Origin of the sequence: Flaviramulus basaltis (assembly GCF_900114265.1) — a bacterium.
Lineage (GTDB): Bacteria > Bacteroidota > Bacteroidia > Flavobacteriales > Flavobacteriaceae > Flaviramulus > Flaviramulus basaltis.
In genome coordinates, this window is the sequence record NZ_FPKV01000005.1 from 152153 (window position 1) to 171204 (window position 19052).

21 protein-coding genes are annotated in these 19052 nt (G+C 32.8%); 20 read left to right on the top strand and 1 reads right to left on the bottom strand.

All coding sequences use genetic code 11. From position 1 onward, the window contains the following. Nucleotide 1: 1 nt before the first annotated feature. From BT151_RS17220 to BT151_RS17315, 19 genes are all read left to right on the top strand, one after another. Nucleotides 2-1282, top strand: coding sequence for a hypothetical protein (locus BT151_RS17220; RefSeq protein WP_072403596.1), 1281 nt, complete (start codon nt 2-4; stop codon nt 1280-1282). 10 nt (nt 1283-1292) lie between these two features. Beyond that, entirely contained in the window at nt 1293-1577 is a 285-nt protein-coding gene (locus tag BT151_RS17225) for a hypothetical protein (protein ID WP_072403597.1), read from the top strand. A 32-nt stretch (nt 1578-1609) separates the two neighbouring features. Next, nucleotides 1610-6466, top strand: a complete 4857-nt coding sequence (locus BT151_RS17230; protein WP_084648011.1) for an SNF2-related protein — start codon at nt 1610-1612, stop codon at nt 6464-6466. A gap of 230 nt (nt 6467-6696) precedes the next feature. Continuing rightward, nucleotides 6697-7197: a PRTRC system protein E gene (locus tag BT151_RS17235; protein ID WP_072403599.1), complete on the top strand. Its 501-nt coding sequence runs from the start codon at nt 6697-6699 to the stop codon at nt 7195-7197. Continuing rightward, a complete protein-coding gene (locus BT151_RS17240) occupies nt 7184-7402 on the top strand; it encodes a PRTRC system protein C (protein WP_072403600.1) in 219 nt (72 codons plus the stop codon). Before BT151_RS17235 ends, BT151_RS17240 begins: the two co-directional genes overlap by 14 nt. 36 nt (nt 7403-7438) lie before the next feature. Continuing rightward, on the top strand, nt 7439-8524 hold the full coding sequence (locus tag BT151_RS17245) for a hypothetical protein (protein ID WP_072403601.1): 1086 nt from the start codon (nt 7439-7441) through the stop codon (nt 8522-8524). Further along, complete coding sequence (locus BT151_RS17250; RefSeq protein WP_072403602.1) at nt 8517-9221, top strand: hypothetical protein; 705 nt, start codon at nt 8517-8519, stop codon at nt 9219-9221. The genes BT151_RS17245 and BT151_RS17250 overlap by 8 nt, the downstream gene beginning before the upstream one ends. Next, a complete protein-coding gene (locus BT151_RS17255) occupies nt 9211-9990 on the top strand; it encodes a PRTRC system ThiF family protein (RefSeq protein ID WP_072403603.1) in 780 nt (259 codons plus the stop codon). The genes BT151_RS17250 and BT151_RS17255 overlap by 11 nt, the downstream gene beginning before the upstream one ends. 6 nt (nt 9991-9996) lie before the next feature. Further along, nucleotides 9997-10299, top strand: a complete 303-nt coding sequence (locus tag BT151_RS17260) for a hypothetical protein (RefSeq protein WP_072403604.1) — start codon at nt 9997-9999, stop codon at nt 10297-10299. Between the two features lie 811 nt (nt 10300-11110). Next, nucleotides 11111-11614 (top strand): hypothetical protein, encoded by a 504-nt coding sequence (locus BT151_RS17270; protein WP_143144340.1) that lies wholly within the window; start codon nt 11111-11113, stop codon nt 11612-11614. Between the two features lie 27 nt (nt 11615-11641). Then, nucleotides 11642-11962: a type II toxin-antitoxin system HigB family toxin gene (locus tag BT151_RS17275; protein ID WP_245794910.1), complete on the top strand. Its 321-nt coding sequence runs from the start codon at nt 11642-11644 to the stop codon at nt 11960-11962. A 12-nt stretch (nt 11963-11974) separates the two neighbouring features. Then, nucleotides 11975-12343, top strand: a complete 369-nt coding sequence (locus tag BT151_RS17280; RefSeq protein WP_072403608.1) for a helix-turn-helix domain-containing protein — start codon at nt 11975-11977, stop codon at nt 12341-12343. A gap of 55 nt (nt 12344-12398) precedes the next feature. Next, nucleotides 12399-13187, top strand: coding sequence for a hypothetical protein (locus BT151_RS17285; RefSeq protein ID WP_072403609.1), 789 nt, complete (start codon nt 12399-12401; stop codon nt 13185-13187). Next, nucleotides 13184-13669 (top strand): hypothetical protein, encoded by a 486-nt coding sequence (locus tag BT151_RS17290; RefSeq protein WP_072403610.1) that lies wholly within the window; start codon nt 13184-13186, stop codon nt 13667-13669. The genes BT151_RS17285 and BT151_RS17290 overlap by 4 nt, the downstream gene beginning before the upstream one ends. A gap of 116 nt (nt 13670-13785) precedes the next feature. Continuing rightward, entirely contained in the window at nt 13786-14052 is a 267-nt protein-coding gene (locus BT151_RS17295) for a helix-turn-helix transcriptional regulator (protein WP_072403611.1), read from the top strand. A 113-nt stretch (nt 14053-14165) separates the two neighbouring features. Continuing rightward, complete coding sequence (locus BT151_RS17300) at nt 14166-14522, top strand: MobC family plasmid mobilization relaxosome protein (protein WP_072403612.1); 357 nt, start codon at nt 14166-14168, stop codon at nt 14520-14522. Next, nucleotides 14503-15543, top strand: a complete 1041-nt coding sequence (locus BT151_RS17305; protein ID WP_072403613.1) for a relaxase/mobilization nuclease domain-containing protein — start codon at nt 14503-14505, stop codon at nt 15541-15543. The genes BT151_RS17300 and BT151_RS17305 overlap by 20 nt, the downstream gene beginning before the upstream one ends. A gap of 6 nt (nt 15544-15549) precedes the next feature. Beyond that, nucleotides 15550-15756 carry a hypothetical protein gene (locus tag BT151_RS17310; protein ID WP_072403614.1) on the top strand — a complete coding sequence of 69 codons (207 nt, stop codon included), beginning with the start codon at nt 15550-15552 and terminating at the stop codon, nt 15754-15756. Nucleotides 15757-16451: 695 nt separating this feature from the next. Beyond that, a complete protein-coding gene (locus tag BT151_RS17315; RefSeq protein ID WP_072403615.1) occupies nt 16452-16676 on the top strand; it encodes a dsRNA-binding motif domain-containing protein in 225 nt (74 codons plus the stop codon). Here the strand turns inward: BT151_RS17315 and BT151_RS17320 are convergent. Further along, nucleotides 16673-17182: a hypothetical protein gene (locus BT151_RS17320; protein WP_072403616.1), complete on the bottom strand. Its 510-nt coding sequence runs from the start codon at nt 17180-17182 to the stop codon at nt 16673-16675. The genes BT151_RS17315 and BT151_RS17320 overlap by 4 nt on opposite strands. A gap of 127 nt (nt 17183-17309) precedes the next feature. On the opposite strand from BT151_RS17320, the gene BT151_RS17325 reads away from it, so the two are divergent. Beyond that, nucleotides 17310-18992 (top strand): phospholipase D-like domain-containing protein, encoded by a 1683-nt coding sequence (locus tag BT151_RS17325; RefSeq protein ID WP_072403617.1) that lies wholly within the window; start codon nt 17310-17312, stop codon nt 18990-18992. Nucleotides 18993-19052 lie beyond the last annotated feature (60 nt).

Here is a 19052-nt window from a genome sequence, read left to right on the forward strand (position 1 = left end):
AATGGAACAGGCAGAAGAAAAAAAAGAACTCACTTTAGTTCAAAAACTAAGAAAAATTTATGCTCAACTAAAAGTCTTCAAATCAAAAATGGTAAATGAAGATTTTCGGCAATTTAGGACTTTAGAATATGGAAAAGTCGAGCCCGAAGAAGTAACCGATATTCAGAGGCTTAAATATCTCAGGAATTTAAACCTCGCTGAAAAGGGCTATATTAATACCGATGTCGCCAAATTGATTGATTACTATCAGAAGAGGGAGGAACTCATAAAACTGGATATAGAGATTCTTCCAGTAGGACATATAAAGTTTAAAGAGGAAGGAATATTTAAGTCGATGATACATTTAGGATTTAGTGAAAAACTAAACGGTTATAAAGTTGCGTATAACGGCCATGACAATATCTTGATATGGAAACCATTAGATGAGTCAAAATTGACTCGAATTATCTCGCAATTACATCCTAAAAAAGGAAATACAATACAATTCGAACACTCTTTTTTTCATAATGACATCAAAAAAACTTTTCCAAAAAATTGGGAAAGTGTTGCCAAAAAATATAACGAAATCATTCATAAATCTTTTAAATCCAACAAATATTTTGAAAATGGAATTATAAAATTAAACTTGGATATATTAAAAAACCTATCGGAAAATGAGGGACAAACTTTTCTTTTCCCCCTTCCATATAGAGGGCATCAAATATTCAAATTGACAGAAGCTAACGATCAATATTTGGTTTTCCAATCCTTTCTGGAAACTACCCCAACTCCTAATACTTTTTATTTTTCCCATGATGATATTAAAAAAATATGCCTTGATGCTAAAATTCAAACAATGGCAAAGCTAAAGCACAGTCTGCTACTTGGCGTTGAAAATGGTCAATTATTTATTGGAACAAAACATGATAAAGCTAACCAATCAATTGTTTGGAACACCTTTAAAGACACCTTAGTTAATCCGGAGTTTAGTAGCATTATTAAGCATTATTTGGCTAAAGAAGTGATATCGAAAAAAAACTTTTTGATTGAGGATGGAGCTATTGAACTTAAACACGAAAAATTAATAGGGCATTTAAAAAAACATTTTAAAACAAATCAATGGCATTATGCCGATTGTATGGAAGGAGAGAAAAATCTTAATTTTAAACCCATAGGGAATAACATCGAAAACTATATCAAAAAAGCTTTTCCAAGTAATACCAACCTAGATCGTATCATGGGAATGATAAATAAAGATGCTATAAAAAATTCAGAGAAGAAGATAAACGAAATCAAAATTTGAACAATATAATATGATATTCATTATAACCATAACCGACCCAAACGAAAACATAATTTTTAAGGACTTGTTTCTCATGGACAGCGAATTGGAAGTTAACACAAAGTTTCAGTTTCTTGAAGAAACTGAACAACCTGATGAAACACTTCCAGAATTTCATTTGGAAATAAAAACTATTAGAGAAAAGTTAATCAAGGCTTCAACAAGCTCAATAACCACCATACAAAATTATAAAGAAAAAATATATGATTTAATAATCGAAAAGCTGAAAGAAAATCAGCAACAAAACACGCATTGATACTATAATGCGATTCCTTAACTCAATGATTTATGAAATACTCAAAAAAAAAATATCTGGACTATATGGTTCGGACGGTTAACGCATTAGGTGACTCTGAAAATTCAATCCACACTTTTATTAACAATCCTGGTTTTGGAAATATTTTTGATATACTCAAAAATGAGAAGTATAGTCAAGAATTTTTAAACTCATTAATAGCATATGTCGGAGAAGATTATTCTCAAACTATTATTGATAGTCTAAAAAAGGGTTCCTTAAATTCATTTTTCACCCCTACTCCTATCATTAGAGCAATTTCAGATTACTTGATTGCTATTCCCGATTTTTTACCAAAAACCATCCTAGAACCAAGTGCGGGAAATGGATTGATTATACGGCAATTGCTACGCCAGTTTCCAAAAGCCAATGTTACTGCTTTTGAAAAAGAAATTTTGACAGCAAGAATTCTCGAACACAACTTCAAGAATATTAGTAATGTGCAGGTCTTTGGTATTCCATTTGAGAGCATTAATGATACCAATGCAGCCAAAAACTATGATTTGGTTATAAGTAATATTCCCTTTGGAGCAAACAAAGTCTTTGACTCTGATTTACTTAATCATCCTTTACGTAGTGACCTTACAAAGAATATTCATAGTTATTTCATTTACAAGAGTCTTAGTTTAGTTAAACCAAGTGGACTTGCAGTTTTAATTTGTACTAAAAATTTCCTTGACAGAGAAAAATATAGCCAAATTCGAGAACATGTATTAAGAGGCAACAATTTTCTAGGAGCAGTAAGATTACCCAACAACGCCTTTGAACAAGAAAACACTTCCGTAGTAACGGACATTCTGGTTTTTCAGAATAGTAAAACACTTCAGCCAACAAAGGAACAACAGGAAATAAACAATCTCTTTAAGAAATCGGTCAAAATCAACTTGGAAGAGAACGAAGTTCAATTTAGTGCTTATTTCGATGCTCACCCCGAATACGTTTTAGGGGAACTGAAACCGGGGGGATTATATAATAATTCAGATTACACAGTAGTAAACGCATACAATATTGACACCCTTGAACCTACTATTAAAAGTTCGCTAAACAAATTTAAGCCTTCATCGGTAAAAGTAAAGGAGATAATACTCGAACAAAAAAAAACTAAGAACAAAAACACGGAGAAACCCACTCAAATTTATAATGGCAATTTAAAGTCTGGAAATCTAATTATAGTCAATCAAAAAATTGCGAAGATTACAGATTCAGGACATTACTATTATTTGAAAACCAAGCCACAGCAATTTGAAAAACTAACCAAGATAATTTCACTTAGGGATATGTATTTGAAATTATTAAATCCAGAAGTCATTGATGGACAAAAAATATTGAATGACCTCAATTATGAATATGACGTGTTCAACTTCCAATTTGGAAACTTAAATACTGAACCAAATTATCATTTGGTCACTTTGGATTTTCAAGGGCCCTTAATTCTTGCATTAGAAAGTCCGAAAAATGGTGTCTTCGAGAAAAGTCAATTTCTTATTGAACCATGGAAATACAAGGAAGAAAAAAAAGAGATTCTATCTCTACAGGATGCCATTTATTATTCTTTAAATAAATATAATCAAATAAATATTGAAGATATTTCTAAGGTTTCTGGTAAAACTTCTGATGAAGTAATCAGAGAGTCCTTGACCAAGGGTTTATTGTTTGTTAATCCATCAAATAATGGAACTAAACTTGACCCCAAATATATATTTCTATCTGGTAATATTTCGGAAAAGATTAAATGGTACCACAAGAAAAGATTCGGGGAATTTCAATCCTATATAGATAAAGACCTTGTTTCAAAGTCCATCTTGGAATTGGAAAAAATCAAACCACCAATTACACCTTTTGAAGATTTAGATATAAAACTCCATGAACCCTGGTTTCCCATAGAAATAACACAATCATTCATTTTTGATGAATATGGTACCATAGCACGTGTGAACTATAATGAGAGTACATCCAAATACATGGTAAAAATTGAAAAGAATGACTATACAAGTATTAAAAAATTTAATGTACGCTCCGAACACCGATACTATGGTTTTAAGGATATTTTGGAAGGCGCTTTAAACTCCACGATACCTTATATTACAAAAGGTTCTAAAGATTATAAAAGAATAGACAGGGCCAAAATGCAGGAAGTAAAAATAAAATTTGAACTTCTTTATAAAGAATTTAATGATTATGTTCTAAAAAACAGTGAATTAAAAAAATCATTGGAACTTCAGTTCTATTCAATTTATGATGCTAAGATAATGCCTAAATATGATGGAAGTTATTTGAAATTTAATGGACTACAACATTTCAAACCATACCAGAGTCAAATGGATACTGTTGCTGGTATTGTAATTAATCAAGGCCTCTTGGTCAATAAGGAAGTTGGATTTGGAAAAACATTGGATATGGCACTTGCGGCAGTAAAAATGAAGGAACTGAATTTATCTGGAAAAACGTTGATAACTGGTTTAAAATCTACCTTAATACAATTGGAAAAAGAATTCCTGAATGCCTTTCCAACAATGAGACTATTGGTTGCAAATGACAAAGAAATTAATGGCCTCCAAAAGAGAAATGCCTTTTTTGCAAAAATAGTCACTCAGCAACCAGATGTGGTGCTAATGAGCCATGACACTTTTAAATTCATACCTCAATCACCCGAAGTCATAAAAGATGTTATACAAGAGGAATTAGATAATTTAGAAAAAGACCTAAGTGTAATTTATAAGAACAAATACGATATCAACAAGCGGGTGCTAAAGGGGTTGGAAATTAGAAAGGAAAACCTTTCAGCACAACTCCAAAGCACTTATCACCAAATTGAAAAAGGCAAAACAAACCTACTTACGTTTGACCAAATGGGATTTGAGCATATTATGGTTGATGAATCCCATAAGTTTAAAAACTTGATGTACACCACACGTCATTCTAGAGTAGCGGGTTTGAATACCAGCAAAGGGTCAGAAAGGAGTAAAAACCTTTATGTTGCCATCAAAACATTGCAAAAAAAGAAAGGGCGAGATTTTCAAGCAACATTCTTGTCTGGAACTCCTATTTCCAATTCAATTACAGAAGTGTATGTATTATTTAAATACTTAATACCAAATAGGTTAAAGGAGATGCATATTTCTTCTTTTGACCAATGGGCTCAGGTATTTGCCAATAAATCCTACGAATTTGAGCCAACGGTATCAGGGGACTATAAAGTACGTGAAAGATTTCGTTCCTTCAAAAAAATGAAACTCCTGTCTTCATTGTATAATGAAATTTCAATTATTGTCAATTCAAAGACCCACCAAATTGATAGACCCAAACTAAAAATTGATGTTCATACCCTTAAGCCAACCCAAGGACAATTGGAATATTTTGAAGAAATAAAATCCTTTCTTAAAACAGGGAACAGTGATTATTTGTATGGAAATAAATCCTATTCCGAAGATCAAAAAAGTGCATTGTCATTAATTGCATTACATCATATGCGGCATGCTTCTATTGACCCTAGGCTATTAAATCCTGACCTAGAAGATATTGGAGAAACTAAACTCAGAATAATTGCTACCGAAGTTTATAATACATATAAGGAAAGTAACAATTTTAAGGGAACACAAGCAGTTTTTTCCGATTTGGGAACACCCAAAGACTCCTTTAATGTGTATTCTGCAATCAAACGAATGTTGATTGAGGAATTTGATGTGCCTCACGAAGAAATTGTGTTCATCCATGATTTTAAAACTGATACAAAAAGATTGGAGTGTTTTAAAAAATTCAATTCGGGAAAGTATAGAATCATCATTGGTTCAACTGAAAAATTAGGCACGGGTACCAATATACAAGAAAGATTAATTAGAATTCATCATGTGGATATACCGCATCGCCCTACTGATGTTGACCAGCGTAATGGTAGAGGTGGAAGGAAAGGAAACATTGGGGCTAAACAATATTGGAACAATAGAGTGATAGTTTCATTTTATATCGTTGAAAACAGCACTGATGGCCTCATGCTTAATAATGTCAATACCAAAAAGAATTTTATAGAACAAATTACAAATGGAACCATTCAATTTAACAAGCTTGATATAGGGGCAGTAGACGATAATGGCTCAATTGATTATAAAACCTTGCTTGCAGTTGCAAAAAACGACCCTCTATTTTTAGAGAAAGAAACTTTGGGAAGGAAATTAGAAGAACTGCTATTGGAACAATCTATTTTCAAAAAAAATAGATTGGAAGCAGAAAACAACATACAATACTATACCAGAGAATTATCCGAGGCATCTAAAAACCTTGAAAAATTAAAATTGGATTTGCCATTGTGGAATCAAATACAGAATATAGAAACCTATTACAACGCTATTAAAAAGGTACTGAAACTACCTTTGGATACTAAAGAAACCGATATTGGGCAAGCCATCATTAATATTGCAGAAAAATATAAATCACAAAATTCAGAACATGCCCTACTAACGATGAATACTGCTACATTATGTATTAATGTAGAAGATAAATTAAATCACTCACTCTATGTTAAAACCCAAAATACCACTTATGGATATGGGTTTAAGAGAGTGGTTACCAACTTAAAAAGTATGGCCGATTATATGTACAATGCATTATCCAAAATTCCCAAATCAATTGAAAAACAAATTGATTGGAAATTGGAATATGAAAAAAACATCAAGGCCAATCAAAAAGTATTGGATTTGGATTTTGATAAGATTGATGATTTACTTAGCATAGAAAGCAGAATGGTAAAGATAAGTTTGGATTTGGATAATAAGTTTGACCCTAGCCCCACAGAAGAAGAAAAAACAAATTCAAAAACTTTACCAAAAGTATTATTAAATAAAAACTCATTGTAGACTAAATAAGTAACCCTAAGTAATTACTTGTAAACATAAATTAAATGAAATTTCCTTGTTTCGGATTAGAACAAATCAACTTCCAATTTAGCACCCTAGCGGGTGCTTTTTTGTGGAAAGGGAGAAAGAAGAAAAGGGTGGAAATTCCATTGGTTTTACCTGTATTTCTTGCTGTTTGATTGTATATTTATTATAGTTAAGTCATTGTTTAACAGATAAATACAATTAATATGAATCAATTTTTCGCATCCCTAAAAAAGACAGGGATACAACAATTAGGAATGAGTATCACTTTTGAAAACGAAATGGTTTCCGTTTCAATTCTACCCAATTCCAAGGAAAATAAGTTAAAATCCATGAAACCGCTTGTCCTAAGTGCAAGCATTGAAGAAATGGATGAGAAATTCTTTGAAACAATACAAAAGCCATTGGAGAAGACAAGGAAGGCGTTTGATAATGTAGAATCTTACCAAGCATCACTCAAAACCAAAGCTTCCGTTAGCAAAAAGGAAGGTGCTAAAAAGCCAAAGGATTCCATTTCTAAGAAGCACACAGAATTGCAAACTTTTATAAAGGGGAAGAATTTTAACGCTTTAAAAGACCATGAAAAAGCAACGCAAATGGCTAAGGGCATTTTAGCCTTGAACCCCGAACACAAGGAAGCCCAAAAAATAGTGGAACAAATGGCGCAATACGAATCACAAAATTTATTTCAAGATGCAAGTAACTAGTATAACAAGAAAGTTTGTCCTTTTAACAGGCAATAAGGAGAAAGTGGAATTGGAAGATATGAACCCAGATTTGGGTAACGAGCAAATAATGGAACATTACTCCATGATTTACCCCGAACTGACCAATGCGAATGTTTTGGATAAAGGCATCATTGATGGCTTTCATGAAATCCATTTTCAATCCATTGCAGGAACAAAAGGCTAATAGAATGAATGTAGATGAATTTTTAAACACAGGAAAATGCAAAGCGAAACCCAAAATAATCACTTCAAAGAACTTGGTTCAATTTCACAACATACTTTTCAAGGCAATTCAGCAAGAAAGTTACCGAAACGGAACAAAAAGAATGAAAGTGCTGAACAGAAAAACAAGCTGTTTTCTAACCTAGCAGTACAACCAATCCTTGCCGAACCCATATTCGATGAATTCACCGAGCATGAGTTTCGGGAACTGTCAAGACTGATGGTGAATGCTACACGAAATTTAACAGGCAGTATAGACACTTGGAAGTTCAGCAAAAAAGATAGTCTGCAAGATGTAATCCTAAGGTGTGGCAATAGGTTAAGGGATAGGGCGCAAGTAGACCATATTGATGTTTTACACAATGATGGGGAGCGTTTAAAGCTTGGATTAAAGCGATTTATTGGTAGCAGGGAAAAGGTGTATATCATTTACCTAAAGCCAATTTTAGCGATGAAAAACAAAAATAGACTGTTGTACAATGTGCTTCTTTCCTTTGTAAAAAGCCTTCCTTTTGATTCCATTTTCGATACGGACGAGGACGAGAATACAAACGGAGGTGTCATCGATTGGATTTGGTCATGTCTATTGGGTGAATTAGAATCCTGCAAAGCATATGATTCAGACGAAGAGTATGCGGAAAGATTGGAAGGTTCTGTGAATTTCTCCACTCGGCACAAAACTGTTTACAGAAAGTTCAAAGCTAAGGATTGGAAACCCCAATTGGAGAAATACTGCCCGAAAAAGAAAATATATAAGGAAATCAAGGAATTATTATTGACAGCGGAAAAGGTAGATTTTAACACGCCGTTCAGAGTTACGGTCAGTGATGATTCTGAATGTGACATGGAGCATTACCAAACTTTTTTAATAGCTGATTATGACGAAAGCGATTTTATATCCACATATATCGATATGCTCAATGCAAATGCGAATGAATATGATATGCTTTCTGCTTACACATATGCCATTGTAGAGGATGGAAATGTTGAAAAATTTGAAGAAAATATTACTCAAGAACTGATAAAGGTCGAGGATTTCATTTGTAACCTAAACAACCTTTTAGATAAGATTTATTATGGATAAACTAAAAATTGATATTGAGGAACACTTTGTTCCAAAATTTGCCTTAATAGGGTATTCCAAGACTTCTAATGATTACCAAACAAACCATTACATTTCATATCACAAGATCATTGGAGAAAGTTTAACGGCAGGTATGCCTTTAACAATAGAAACAGCCCGTAACCTTCTTAGGTGTTTGGAAGTGGATTTGGTAAAATTTTCTTTTAAAGGAATACTGCCCAAAAACCTTATTCATTTTGATTTTAAGGAAAGCCTCCGTTTGCTTTGGATAGTACACCCTAAACAACACAACTTATTTTTTGATACCAAGACTGGTATTAAGAGTGGCTTTTATCCCCTGCCAAAACTTGTTTTTTCGTTGAACGGAAATACGTTGCAAGTTTTCGCATTGAAAAGAAATACGGATCTAAATGAGAGTACAAAACTCTATCACGCACCTTTACTAAATATCAATCTGCAAGGTGGGGTGTGCATGGGTAATGTATCGATAGATTATGAAGGATTTGAATTCTACGAAGATATTATGGGATTCATTGAAAAGCAGTTTTTCAATTCAGTATTTACAGAAAGTCATCATAATAAATTGGTAAAAGGAAATTTTGTCGAAGTGATAAATAACTTGAACGGAAAACAAAGATTTGATGATGCTTTACTTATACATAGCAACCTAATTTTAAAACAACTATATGAAAAATAGAATGCACATAGCACCCAATTATTTTTTTAATCCAACCCACCCAATAACCATATCTCTAATTGGTGTAGGTGGTACAGGTTCATTAATGCTCGCAAGATTGGCAAGAATGGATTACGCGCTTCGTCAAACAGGACATTCTGGATTGCACGTCAAAGCGTTTGACCAAGACATTGTAGAGCCAATGAATATCGGTAGGCAGTTGTTTACCCCACATGATTTGGGAGAAAATAAGGTGGTAAATTCCTTGACCAAAATCAATAATGCCTTTGGACTGCAATGGGAAGGCATTCCCTTGAATGCCATGGCACATGGAGAGGATATTAAATCAAATATAATCATAACCTGTGTTGATAATGCCAAGTACAGATTGGCACTATCAAAAGCATTACAGCATCCTTATCAAGGTTCTGGGTACGAAACCATGTTTTATTGGATGGACATTGGTAATAGCAGGAATACAGGACAATTCATTTTAGGGAGTTTGTTTGAACAAGAAGGGAAATTGGAAAGTGAATTCTTTGAACCTGTCCATAAACTTAAATCCATAGTTGATTTGTTTCCAAATTTGAAGGAATATGATACAGAAAAACTTCAAGGTATGGGTTGTGCATATGCTGATAAACTAAAGGAACAATCATTGTTTATCAATGATGTTTTGGTTGCACATGCAGCGGACTGCTTGTTTAGATTGTTATTGAATAAAGAAACATTGGTTCATGGCGGGTTTGTGAACCTAGAGAATGGAATGGTCAACCCAATAAAAGTATAGAACGAAATGAATTTAGAACAAAACAAGGTTTATATAAAGACCTCAAATTATTGGGCTATCCATGATTTTGCCCTGTTTGGTAATAGGAGCAGGATATATGGAACAAAATTGAAAGCACTCTATCATCTTGTTCAGGCAAAGGGTGAGGCTTTGGATTGGGGCAGTTCGCACAAGTATGAGGGGGTTAAAGTATTGGATTATGGTAATGGAGAATCTATTGGTTTTATTAGAACTGGATTCAAAAGCAACTCATTTTACCCCTGTAAATTATATTTATTATGCCTGCAAGCACTTGGTGGGGTTAAATAGAAAATTAGAAAAATGAAAAACTTGTTAAACTCATTTTCCGATGTCATTCACATAGGAGACATTTTTGAAATATCAATCCCATTGTACCAAATGCCCATTGGGACACTAATCGTGGTATATCGAATAGAGAAAAACGGGATTCACTATTTATCTGAAGAAAACATTACCTTTTACATGGGGAACTTTGATAACTCATGGAATAGCCTACAGTTCCTTCAACGTTCTGGAATCAATTATCAGTATGTTGAAAGTGAATTTAAATCGGACTTAAACGCTGCTTACTTCAAGCTTCTATTCTTTAAGTTTAAAAGGCTGGATAGGCTCAATTAAATTTCCTAAACTAAATTAAATACTATAGATTATGACTTTTACTGAATTATATAATAACCTTCCACTTTTAGGATTTATCCTCGTAGTTCTATACACTCTTTTGGGAATTCTTAGGATTAAACGATTGCTAAGAGTACCCTTATTGATACTTATTATTCTTATGGGCATTATCCCAGGGATTTGGTTCGCTTTACCAGTTTTTGCTGTATTTGAATTGACAATGCAAATTATGAGGTTCATAAAGCCTCTTTTAATGGATAAAAGTTCTTGAAGCATAAGAATTGATTGGTACTTGCCTTTATTTCCCCCTCTCCACTTTTTCTTTATACACCTTCCTTACTATTTGTTTTCTTAATGCAAACATGACTCATTTTAAAGTTTGTGATTTTGTTTTTTTTCATAGCAAAATCACAACCAAAAATCGATACACAATTTCGCTACGCTCATTGCTAAATCGATTATTTGGTTGAATGCTGATGGCATGAAAAAACAAAATCGAATATTAACTTTAAATTCAGAAATTATGTATTTTGAAAGCAGATTAAACAGTATTAAAGATGTAACAAATTTAAGTATTGAAGAACAGGTAAAAGCGATTAAACAACTTGGTATTGGTAATGCAATTAAAATTGGGAGTGTTCTTTGGATAAATGACGAAAATCCATCTGGAACAGGGATAAAAGAAGCAGCTCTATTATATCAATTCTCCAATAAGACCGTACAGTTTGAAAGCGTAACTGTTGATTGGTGTAGTGATTTACAGATTATGAAACTCATTATTGAGTATGGAAATACCGAGCTTTTAAAAAGTGATTATGGGATTGACAATCTTAGTCCCATAAGATTCAACGACCAAGAAGCTATGAGCTGGTTCGATTGTGGTTGTTGCGGAACAGGTTTTAAATCAACAATTTCATACCAAAGTAAGTTTGACCAAAATGCTGGTTATGGAGTTTGTACCGATTGTGATTCTTATTACAAATGATAATTAATTTTATTAAAAATTCCCTTATTGGGAATTTTTTTTTATCTTTGTTATGTGAGAATATTTTCAAAAGGAACTTTAAGGACATTTTGGCAAAAACACCCTGATTCGGAAGACCAATTAAGGTCATGGCACAAAGTGTTCAGTAATATAGAGTTTAAAAGTCCGAATGAGATTAAAGCCCTGTTCGGTTCTGCTGATTTTATAGGCGATGGGAAAATGATATTTAACATATGTGGGAATCATTATCGCCTCATTGTTAAGATTAATTATGAGAAACATTTGGTTTTTGTGCTATTTGTTGGTACTCATAAAGAGTATGACAAATTGGAAATAGAAAAACTGTAAATTATAAACAACATGGAAATTACAATCATAAAAAGCAAGAATCAGTACAATGCATATCTTAAACGTATGCACGAAATTTTCGATGCCAAAAACGGAACTCCAGAAGGTGATGAGCTGGATTTGTTGGCACTCGTTATTGAAAAATATGAGGATGAGCATTATCCCATTGAGGCCCCAGACCCTATAAAAGTCATTCAGTTTATGATGGAACAAATGAACATGAACAAAAAAGGATTTGGCTTGGTCATCAAAAGCCAAAGTAGGGCAACGGAAATCCTTAAAAAGAAACGCCCCCTAACCTTAGCTATGATAAGGAGAATCCATGGTCATTTGGGGATTCCTGCTGAAATCCTTATCAAGGATTATAAATTGGCTAATTAAGCTATCTTTTAAAACTTCTTTTTTTAAAGAATATTAACATCTATCGAAATTTAAAATGCCTGAGGTTACATATAACATATTGGATTATAATGTTACAATCAGTGAAAAATCATTTCAGGATTTAATCAAGGAAATAGATTCCAAAAAATTGGACATTAATGATGTTCAACTTTCCAAGGAACAGCTAAAAACTTTCTTATCGGTATTGTTTGTATATGGTATGCATTACGATACTGTTGATAAGGAAAAAAGAACTTCTCTTTTGAAGGCTATTGCCGAAGAAAAACTCCCTTTGTTTCAAATTCCAAAAAAGTTTTGCCTGCATTTGCTTAATAATCTCGATGCACCTGCTCAAGTTGAGTTTACAGAACTTCATGGGATGAGGCATAATCTGTCCAATCCTTTGTCCAACGAAAGAATACTCGATTTTGTTGAAATGGAACTCATGGATGTTTCAGAATCGTTCAGAAAATGGGAATATGGGCGTTTTGTTTCGGAAAATATATCTGAATATTTTTTTAAAAATATCCAATGGGACAGAATACAAAAGGCATTAGAGGGAAAACCAAAAAAAGCTAAAAAATATCTGGAAGTACTGGAGAAACAAATTGATAAGAGCGGTGATAATTTAAGCGCACATGAAAAGTTGTTCCTTCAACTTATAACACAGGTGAAGTTGTATCCTGAAAAGGTCAATATGGCTGATTATCTTGCTATAAGCACCATTTTTCAAAAGAAAATATTCAATCTATCCCTTAACATAGATAAGCTTGAAAAGACATTGGGAAATGCCGTAAAAGAATCAAAATTTAAGGGAAAAGATAAAGGGGGGCAAAGTTTATGATTACTTCTGATAAGCTTTTAAACCATCTTAAAAAACTCGAAGATGAAGAACATCTTTTGATTAATAATAATCAATATACATCGTCACAAGTTCGATTGGCAGAACAAATTGTTAAAGATTTAGAAAAAGAATTAACTCAAGCTTCAATAAAGCCGAAACTTTCTCGCAGAAGGGCATTTATCGTCATATTGGAGGAACTCTTTTATGACGTATTTGTGTACCCTAAAGACCTTACTCTTGATGGTATTCATAGAAGAGCTTCAGTAAGATTTGAATTCATGAATCGAGAAAGCAGGGGCTTTGAAACCCCTACACAAGTACATCCTAAAAATCCATGTCTCTACTATGAGGACAACGGACACGGAAAAGCACGTTACAAAGTTGCCCTCAAGCATTTGGTTAATGAATCCCATAGATACTTTCAAGTACCTGAAGCAGAAACTTCACTTAAGATAATATTCAATGAAGTAAAACTTTGTTAACCTAATTTACCGTACAGTACTCTGTGTACGGGAAGTCCATAATATACTGTTAAATGGCGATAAGTTTGTCCTATGTCAAACAAATCAAATTTAACAAGATGAAAAGAATCTATATTATGGACGAAGGAGGGATTCAAGAATATATCCCAATTAATAGTCAAGACAATCAATTATCTAAAATTGATTCTGAAGAGCTATCAGATACAAAAACTGAAGATTCTTTATTGACAATTTCCGACCTCTTAAAAAAATTTCCAATTTCCAGACCCACAATTTATTCTTGGGAAAAAAGCGGCTTGCTTAAAAGAATACCTATTGGTGGACGTGTTTTTTTTGACCCTGACGACATACGGGCGCTTATCAAAAAAAAGAAAACGACCTGAATCCTTAAAATCGAAGTTTATCGGAAGTCACGGAGCAAGCCATGTTTTTGCAAGCAAAAACTGCTCACTTCGTTCGCATCGCACATTGGTAATTCACTTTAAACCTAATAATTATGGCAAGACCAAAAAAAGACATACAGTCATTAAAAGCAATACGGATAAATGTTAGAATGACCGTAAATGAATATCTGATTGTTTCGGACAGCGCATATTCTCTGGGTATTGGAATCCCGGATTACATCAGAAAAAAAGCGACAGGGAAAGCCCTTCCGAGAACAAAAGTAGTACCGGAAAACAGAAAGTTGTTTATTGAGCTGAGCCGTATTGGGAACAATATAAATCAACTCGCAAAGCGGGCAAATATAGGTATCAAAGAACCTAGAAATCTTCATGAACAGTTAGTGGAATTAAAAAACACATTAGATGCTTTTAAGTCAAATATTGTAAAAGGTGATAGCAAAACAGATTAAAGGAAAAGACTTTTATGGAGTTCTGGCTTACAACGAGAAAAAGGTTGAGGAAGGACATGGGTATGTTCTTGATGCCAATATTACACATGGAAAAACCATCAGCATGACCAAGGAATTTAATCTCGTTAGACAATTGCGCCCTAGGCTTGGAAAAGCTGTTTACCATGTTTCATTGAATTTGCCCCACAATGATAATTTGACGGATAAAGAATTTACTTCATTGGGTTATGATTATCTACAGGGAATGGGGTTTGATGATAATCAATACATCATGTACAGACATATTGACCAGGATCATCAACACATCCATATCATTGCGAATAGGGTACAGTTTTCTGGTGATGTGGTCAGTGATAGTAAGGATTATGAACGAAGTGAGGTATTGGTTCGAAAGCTGGAGAAAAAATATGGCCTGTCCCAATTACCAGATATAGAATTGGTAACAAAAGCAACGCTTACCCATAAAGAGATTGAAAAAGCCATACGGACAGGCCAACCACCTATGAAGTTAATACTTCAGCAAAAAATGGCTAAAGCCTTATCCAAATCGAATAACACTTCACAATTCATCAAGGAATTAAAAGAAAACGGAATTTCCCCAAAATTCAATATAAGCAAGAATACGGGAAGGGTTTCGGGCATATCCTTTAAATATCAAGATATAATCTACAAGGGTAGCACATTGGGAAGGAAATATTCATGGAACAACATTATTAAACATATAGATTATGAACAAGACAGAGACCGTTCAATTATTCTCGAAAATGATATTCCAAAACGAGGAACTAAAGGAGTTGGTATTGAAAGTGATAGCTCAACAAATGGAGGCTCTGGAAAGGCAGGACGCGCTTCGGGAAGGACAGGAAAAACTGATCCGAAACCAAAATGTCATTTGGAAAAAGCTCAAACAATTGGATTGATTGAAGATAACGAAGATGGAGTAGATTGGACTCCTTTTAAATTAGAATTTGAGGACAATAATCGTTCTAAAAAGAAAAAAAGAAAAGGAAAAAAACTCTAGAGTAAGATGAACGCGGGTTTAATAAACGATAAATTACTGGATGCCTTGGTGGATACTTTATCCGTTGAAGAGTTGGAAAATATTTTGGCTCAAAAGAAAAAGAAGGCTTCTCCTAATTTCAAACCCGAACCGATGACAGAAAAACAACGTTTAAAAGATCATTATAGAAAGCTTATGATTTCTATGGGTATAGTTTACACTCCGAAGCACTAAGAATTAGTGTTGCTATTTATAATGATAGATTTTAATTACAGTACAGAAATTGTCCCATTTAAGAACATTGTAGAAGGTAAAAATTTGCTTATTCTTCTTTATATAGACTGCAAAAAACGGTCAAAGTGAACCACTAAAAACGAAAAATTTTGAACCACTTAAAAAATCATTTCAACCTATTCTATAAAAGGAATTGCAATAATTATTGATATGCTCACTTTAATCCGCTGAAGGTGGTTCATTTTGACCACCCTGTCCACTTTAGCTTATTACCCTTTTACTATTCCCCCGTAGTCATGAATTAGTAGTTTTTATAGATATTTGTAGATGACAAGTTTATTACTGATCAATAATTTATTATTGGGGATACACTTGATTTTTGTGTTGTGCGATTTAATTCTAAATTCATTTTTTTTAATAGAGGAATTACTTACTAATATTTATTATATTTAACTTCTCCCTATTAGTTAGTAATTAAGCATTTTATTTTAGAACGCTTACGGTTTTCCATATTAAATATTTTGTAAAACAATTTACATTCATATTTACATTGTTTTTATTCTTATTTGAAATGAAGAAACATGGATAAAAGAAGACCAAAGCAACCAAAAGTTACGTATAGTCATCCAAAACGGATGTCTAAAAGTATAAAAATTCTACATATAAATAAGTTGTAAGCAATGTAAACAACACGTATGACGACTGAAATAAGAGAAGAATTTGAAAAACTTTATTCTAAAATAATACACTTAGACGGAGAAATTTATCAATCTGGATTCCCGTTTAGAATTATTATAGAATCTTGGGAGGATTCTAAAAAATTTGCACCAAAAGACCCACTAAAAAATACGGACGAAATAAAAGAGTATATAAAACACAAAATAGGTTATTATCCTGACCCAAGAATAATTTACGGTTAATCTAATAAGTATAAAACAGATTTTAATTTATCAACTATTTTTTGAACTTCTTGAGAATAATACAAAGAACCTTCTTTTGATAAAATACCTAAAGGAAAATAACTATTATCAAAACGTTTGAGAAACAAGTTAAGTTCAGAATTTAATTCATCGTTTTGTTTAAAATATTCTACATCATCTTTTATGTGGTAAAATAAGTTAAACATAACACTTTGAATGGAAAACAAATCTTTTTGAACAAAAAAGGATTCTAACCATTCATCGTCATTATAAAAAGCCAAGTAATGAGAAATATGCCTAACAAAAACATCACCATATTGTTGATTTGAGGATTCTAATAAAAATACGTTCCAAATATGATTGTAGTTCAATTTTATATTAGAACCTAACCGAGAATTAAAATCGCCTAAATTAAGACTTACGATTTCCAATTGTTTAGTGTGAAAATCAAAGTTTGACTTTTTAACACCATCGGAATCGTAAATAATATTTTTGCTTAAAGACATAATAACTTAAATTAGACAACGAATATATAAAATAAAACACAACCGAATGGCAACAGCGTAAAACCCCTTACGTTCCATAGCCGAGACCGTTAGGGGCAAGCTAAACCACGCATACAAAATACCGTAAATGAAAGCAACTTTTTTAGGACACGGACTTGATTCGGGAGACAAAAATAACGTCGGAAAGCAAATCGTGACATCTTTAGAAAGTAAAGACTACAAAATTTTCAATGGCTTCGTTGCTTTTGCTTCTATTTCAGGTGTTAAAATGCTTCAACCTTACCTTAAAAAAGCTAAATCCAAATATGACCATATCCGATTTTACATTGGAGTTGATAACAGAGGTACATCAAAAGAGGCTTTAGAATCTTTACTAAATCAAAAAATCAATACTTACATATATTACGACAAAAGAAACTACGTAACATATCATCCAAAATTATTCATATTTGAAGGAGCAAAATTTACAAGAATAATAATTGGTTCGTCAAACCTAACCAGTTCTGGCTTGAAATCAAATTTGGAAGCTTCAATTCAATTAGACTTCCGTTCAAAAACCGACAAACAAGGAATAAATTTAATCAATGAAATTAAAGATTATTATTCCGATTTACTAGACTTATCTTCATCAAAACTTGAATTACTTACACAAGAATTTTTACAAAAATTAATAAAGGACAATTTACTTTTTAACCAATTTGGGGAGAAAGGAAAAATTAAAGAACCTAAGAACAACGATGGCGAAAATTCGGACGAAAAACAAAAAGATATAGAAATTACTGATTTTGATATTGAAGATGGATTTGAACAGAAACATACAACATCAACCAATAGAGATAATTCGAAAAGTTTCGGTAAAAACGACTATGAAAAGTTCGATACACTAATTGAAAGATATATCGTTTATAAAAAAAACGAAAGACCATCTGGAATGGTAAGTAAACATACAGATGATAGGGAATTATTTTATTGGTATCAAAAAATGCACTCTTTATACAATCAAGGGATAAAATCGTTTCCATTTGAAATATTCGAAAGATTATTGGATGCTGATTTCCCATTTGACGGAATTGGTCGAGAACGTAAGCGTTTAAATAAATGGAACAAGGATTTTAAGAAAATAGTAGATTACAAGAATAAAGTTGACCCAAAAAGTGAATATACTTATGTTCCTCAATTTAAGGATAAAACCAACAAATACTATAAAATAGGTAGATGGTGTGCTGACCAAAAACAACGAAGAAAAGGTAATAGAAATTATGGTGCTATTTGGACTGAATTTGAGGAAGAAAAAATGGAGTCAATCAATTTTATTTGGGATTCATCCAGTATTAGCAGTAGGCCAAAAGATGATAGTTGGACAGATAGTTTAGTGCTTTTAGAAGAATATTATAGTAAAAAAAAGAATTATAAAAGTGTACCTGCTCAATCAACTTATATTGGACATTGGTTAAATGACCAAATGACCTCAAAATTGAGACAAGACAGAGAAAACAGAACTGATTTAATAAGTGAAATTAGAGAAGAAATGTTAGGGAATCTTCTTGCTAAAAATGGTGTGGAATGGGAATGGGAGAAACAGAAACATCGAGAAAGTATTGAATATAAAATTGATAGTTGGAAACTTGTCGAAGAATTAAAAAGAACTAATAAAATCAAAGAATTTAGAGAAAAGAATCCAAAAATTTTAAAGAAACATAGGGACAATGTTGCACAATTAAGGAGTCAAAGCAAGAAATGGAATAATGACAGAAACACATGGAAATATGAACTTTTAGACAAAGCAAATTTCCCGTATGAAAAACAATAAAAGCCAGCCCCTAACAAAGTATAATTTATTGCTAGTTCTAGCCACTTACGAAAATCCTTG

Bases quoted from the DNA above. Each gene is read 5' to 3' on its own strand.
- BT151_RS17220 (WP_072403596.1), top strand. From the start codon at position 2: ATGGAACAGGCAGAAGAAAAAAAAGAACTCACTTTAGTTCAAAAACTA.
- BT151_RS17225 (WP_072403597.1), top strand. From the start codon at position 1,293: ATGATATTCATTATAACCATAACCGACCCAAACGAAAACATAATTTTT.
- BT151_RS17230 (WP_084648011.1), top strand. From the start codon at position 1,610: ATGAAATACTCAAAAAAAAAATATCTGGACTATATGGTTCGGACGGTT.
- BT151_RS17235 (WP_072403599.1), top strand. From the start codon at position 6,697: ATGAATCAATTTTTCGCATCCCTAAAAAAGACAGGGATACAACAATTA.
- BT151_RS17240 (WP_072403600.1), top strand. From the start codon at position 7,184: ATGCAAGTAACTAGTATAACAAGAAAGTTTGTCCTTTTAACAGGCAAT.
- BT151_RS17245 (WP_072403601.1), top strand. From the start codon at position 7,439: ATGCAAAGCGAAACCCAAAATAATCACTTCAAAGAACTTGGTTCAATT.
- BT151_RS17250 (WP_072403602.1), top strand. From the start codon at position 8,517: ATGGATAAACTAAAAATTGATATTGAGGAACACTTTGTTCCAAAATTT.
- BT151_RS17255 (WP_072403603.1), top strand. From the start codon at position 9,211: ATGAAAAATAGAATGCACATAGCACCCAATTATTTTTTTAATCCAACC.
- BT151_RS17260 (WP_072403604.1), top strand. From the start codon at position 9,997: ATGAATTTAGAACAAAACAAGGTTTATATAAAGACCTCAAATTATTGG.
- BT151_RS17270 (WP_143144340.1), top strand. From the start codon at position 11,111: ATGAAAAAACAAAATCGAATATTAACTTTAAATTCAGAAATTATGTAT.
- BT151_RS17280 (WP_072403608.1), top strand. From the start codon at position 11,975: ATGGAAATTACAATCATAAAAAGCAAGAATCAGTACAATGCATATCTT.
- BT151_RS17285 (WP_072403609.1), top strand. From the start codon at position 12,399: ATGCCTGAGGTTACATATAACATATTGGATTATAATGTTACAATCAGT.
- BT151_RS17290 (WP_072403610.1), top strand. From the start codon at position 13,184: ATGATTACTTCTGATAAGCTTTTAAACCATCTTAAAAAACTCGAAGAT.
- BT151_RS17295 (WP_072403611.1), top strand. From the start codon at position 13,786: ATGGACGAAGGAGGGATTCAAGAATATATCCCAATTAATAGTCAAGAC.
- BT151_RS17300 (WP_072403612.1), top strand. From the start codon at position 14,166: ATGGCAAGACCAAAAAAAGACATACAGTCATTAAAAGCAATACGGATA.
- BT151_RS17310 (WP_072403614.1), top strand. From the start codon at position 15,550: ATGAACGCGGGTTTAATAAACGATAAATTACTGGATGCCTTGGTGGAT.
- BT151_RS17315 (WP_072403615.1), top strand. From the start codon at position 16,452: ATGACGACTGAAATAAGAGAAGAATTTGAAAAACTTTATTCTAAAATA.
- BT151_RS17320 (WP_072403616.1), bottom strand. From the start codon at position 17,182: ATGTCTTTAAGCAAAAATATTATTTACGATTCCGATGGTGTTAAAAAG.
- BT151_RS17325 (WP_072403617.1), top strand. From the start codon at position 17,310: ATGAAAGCAACTTTTTTAGGACACGGACTTGATTCGGGAGACAAAAAT.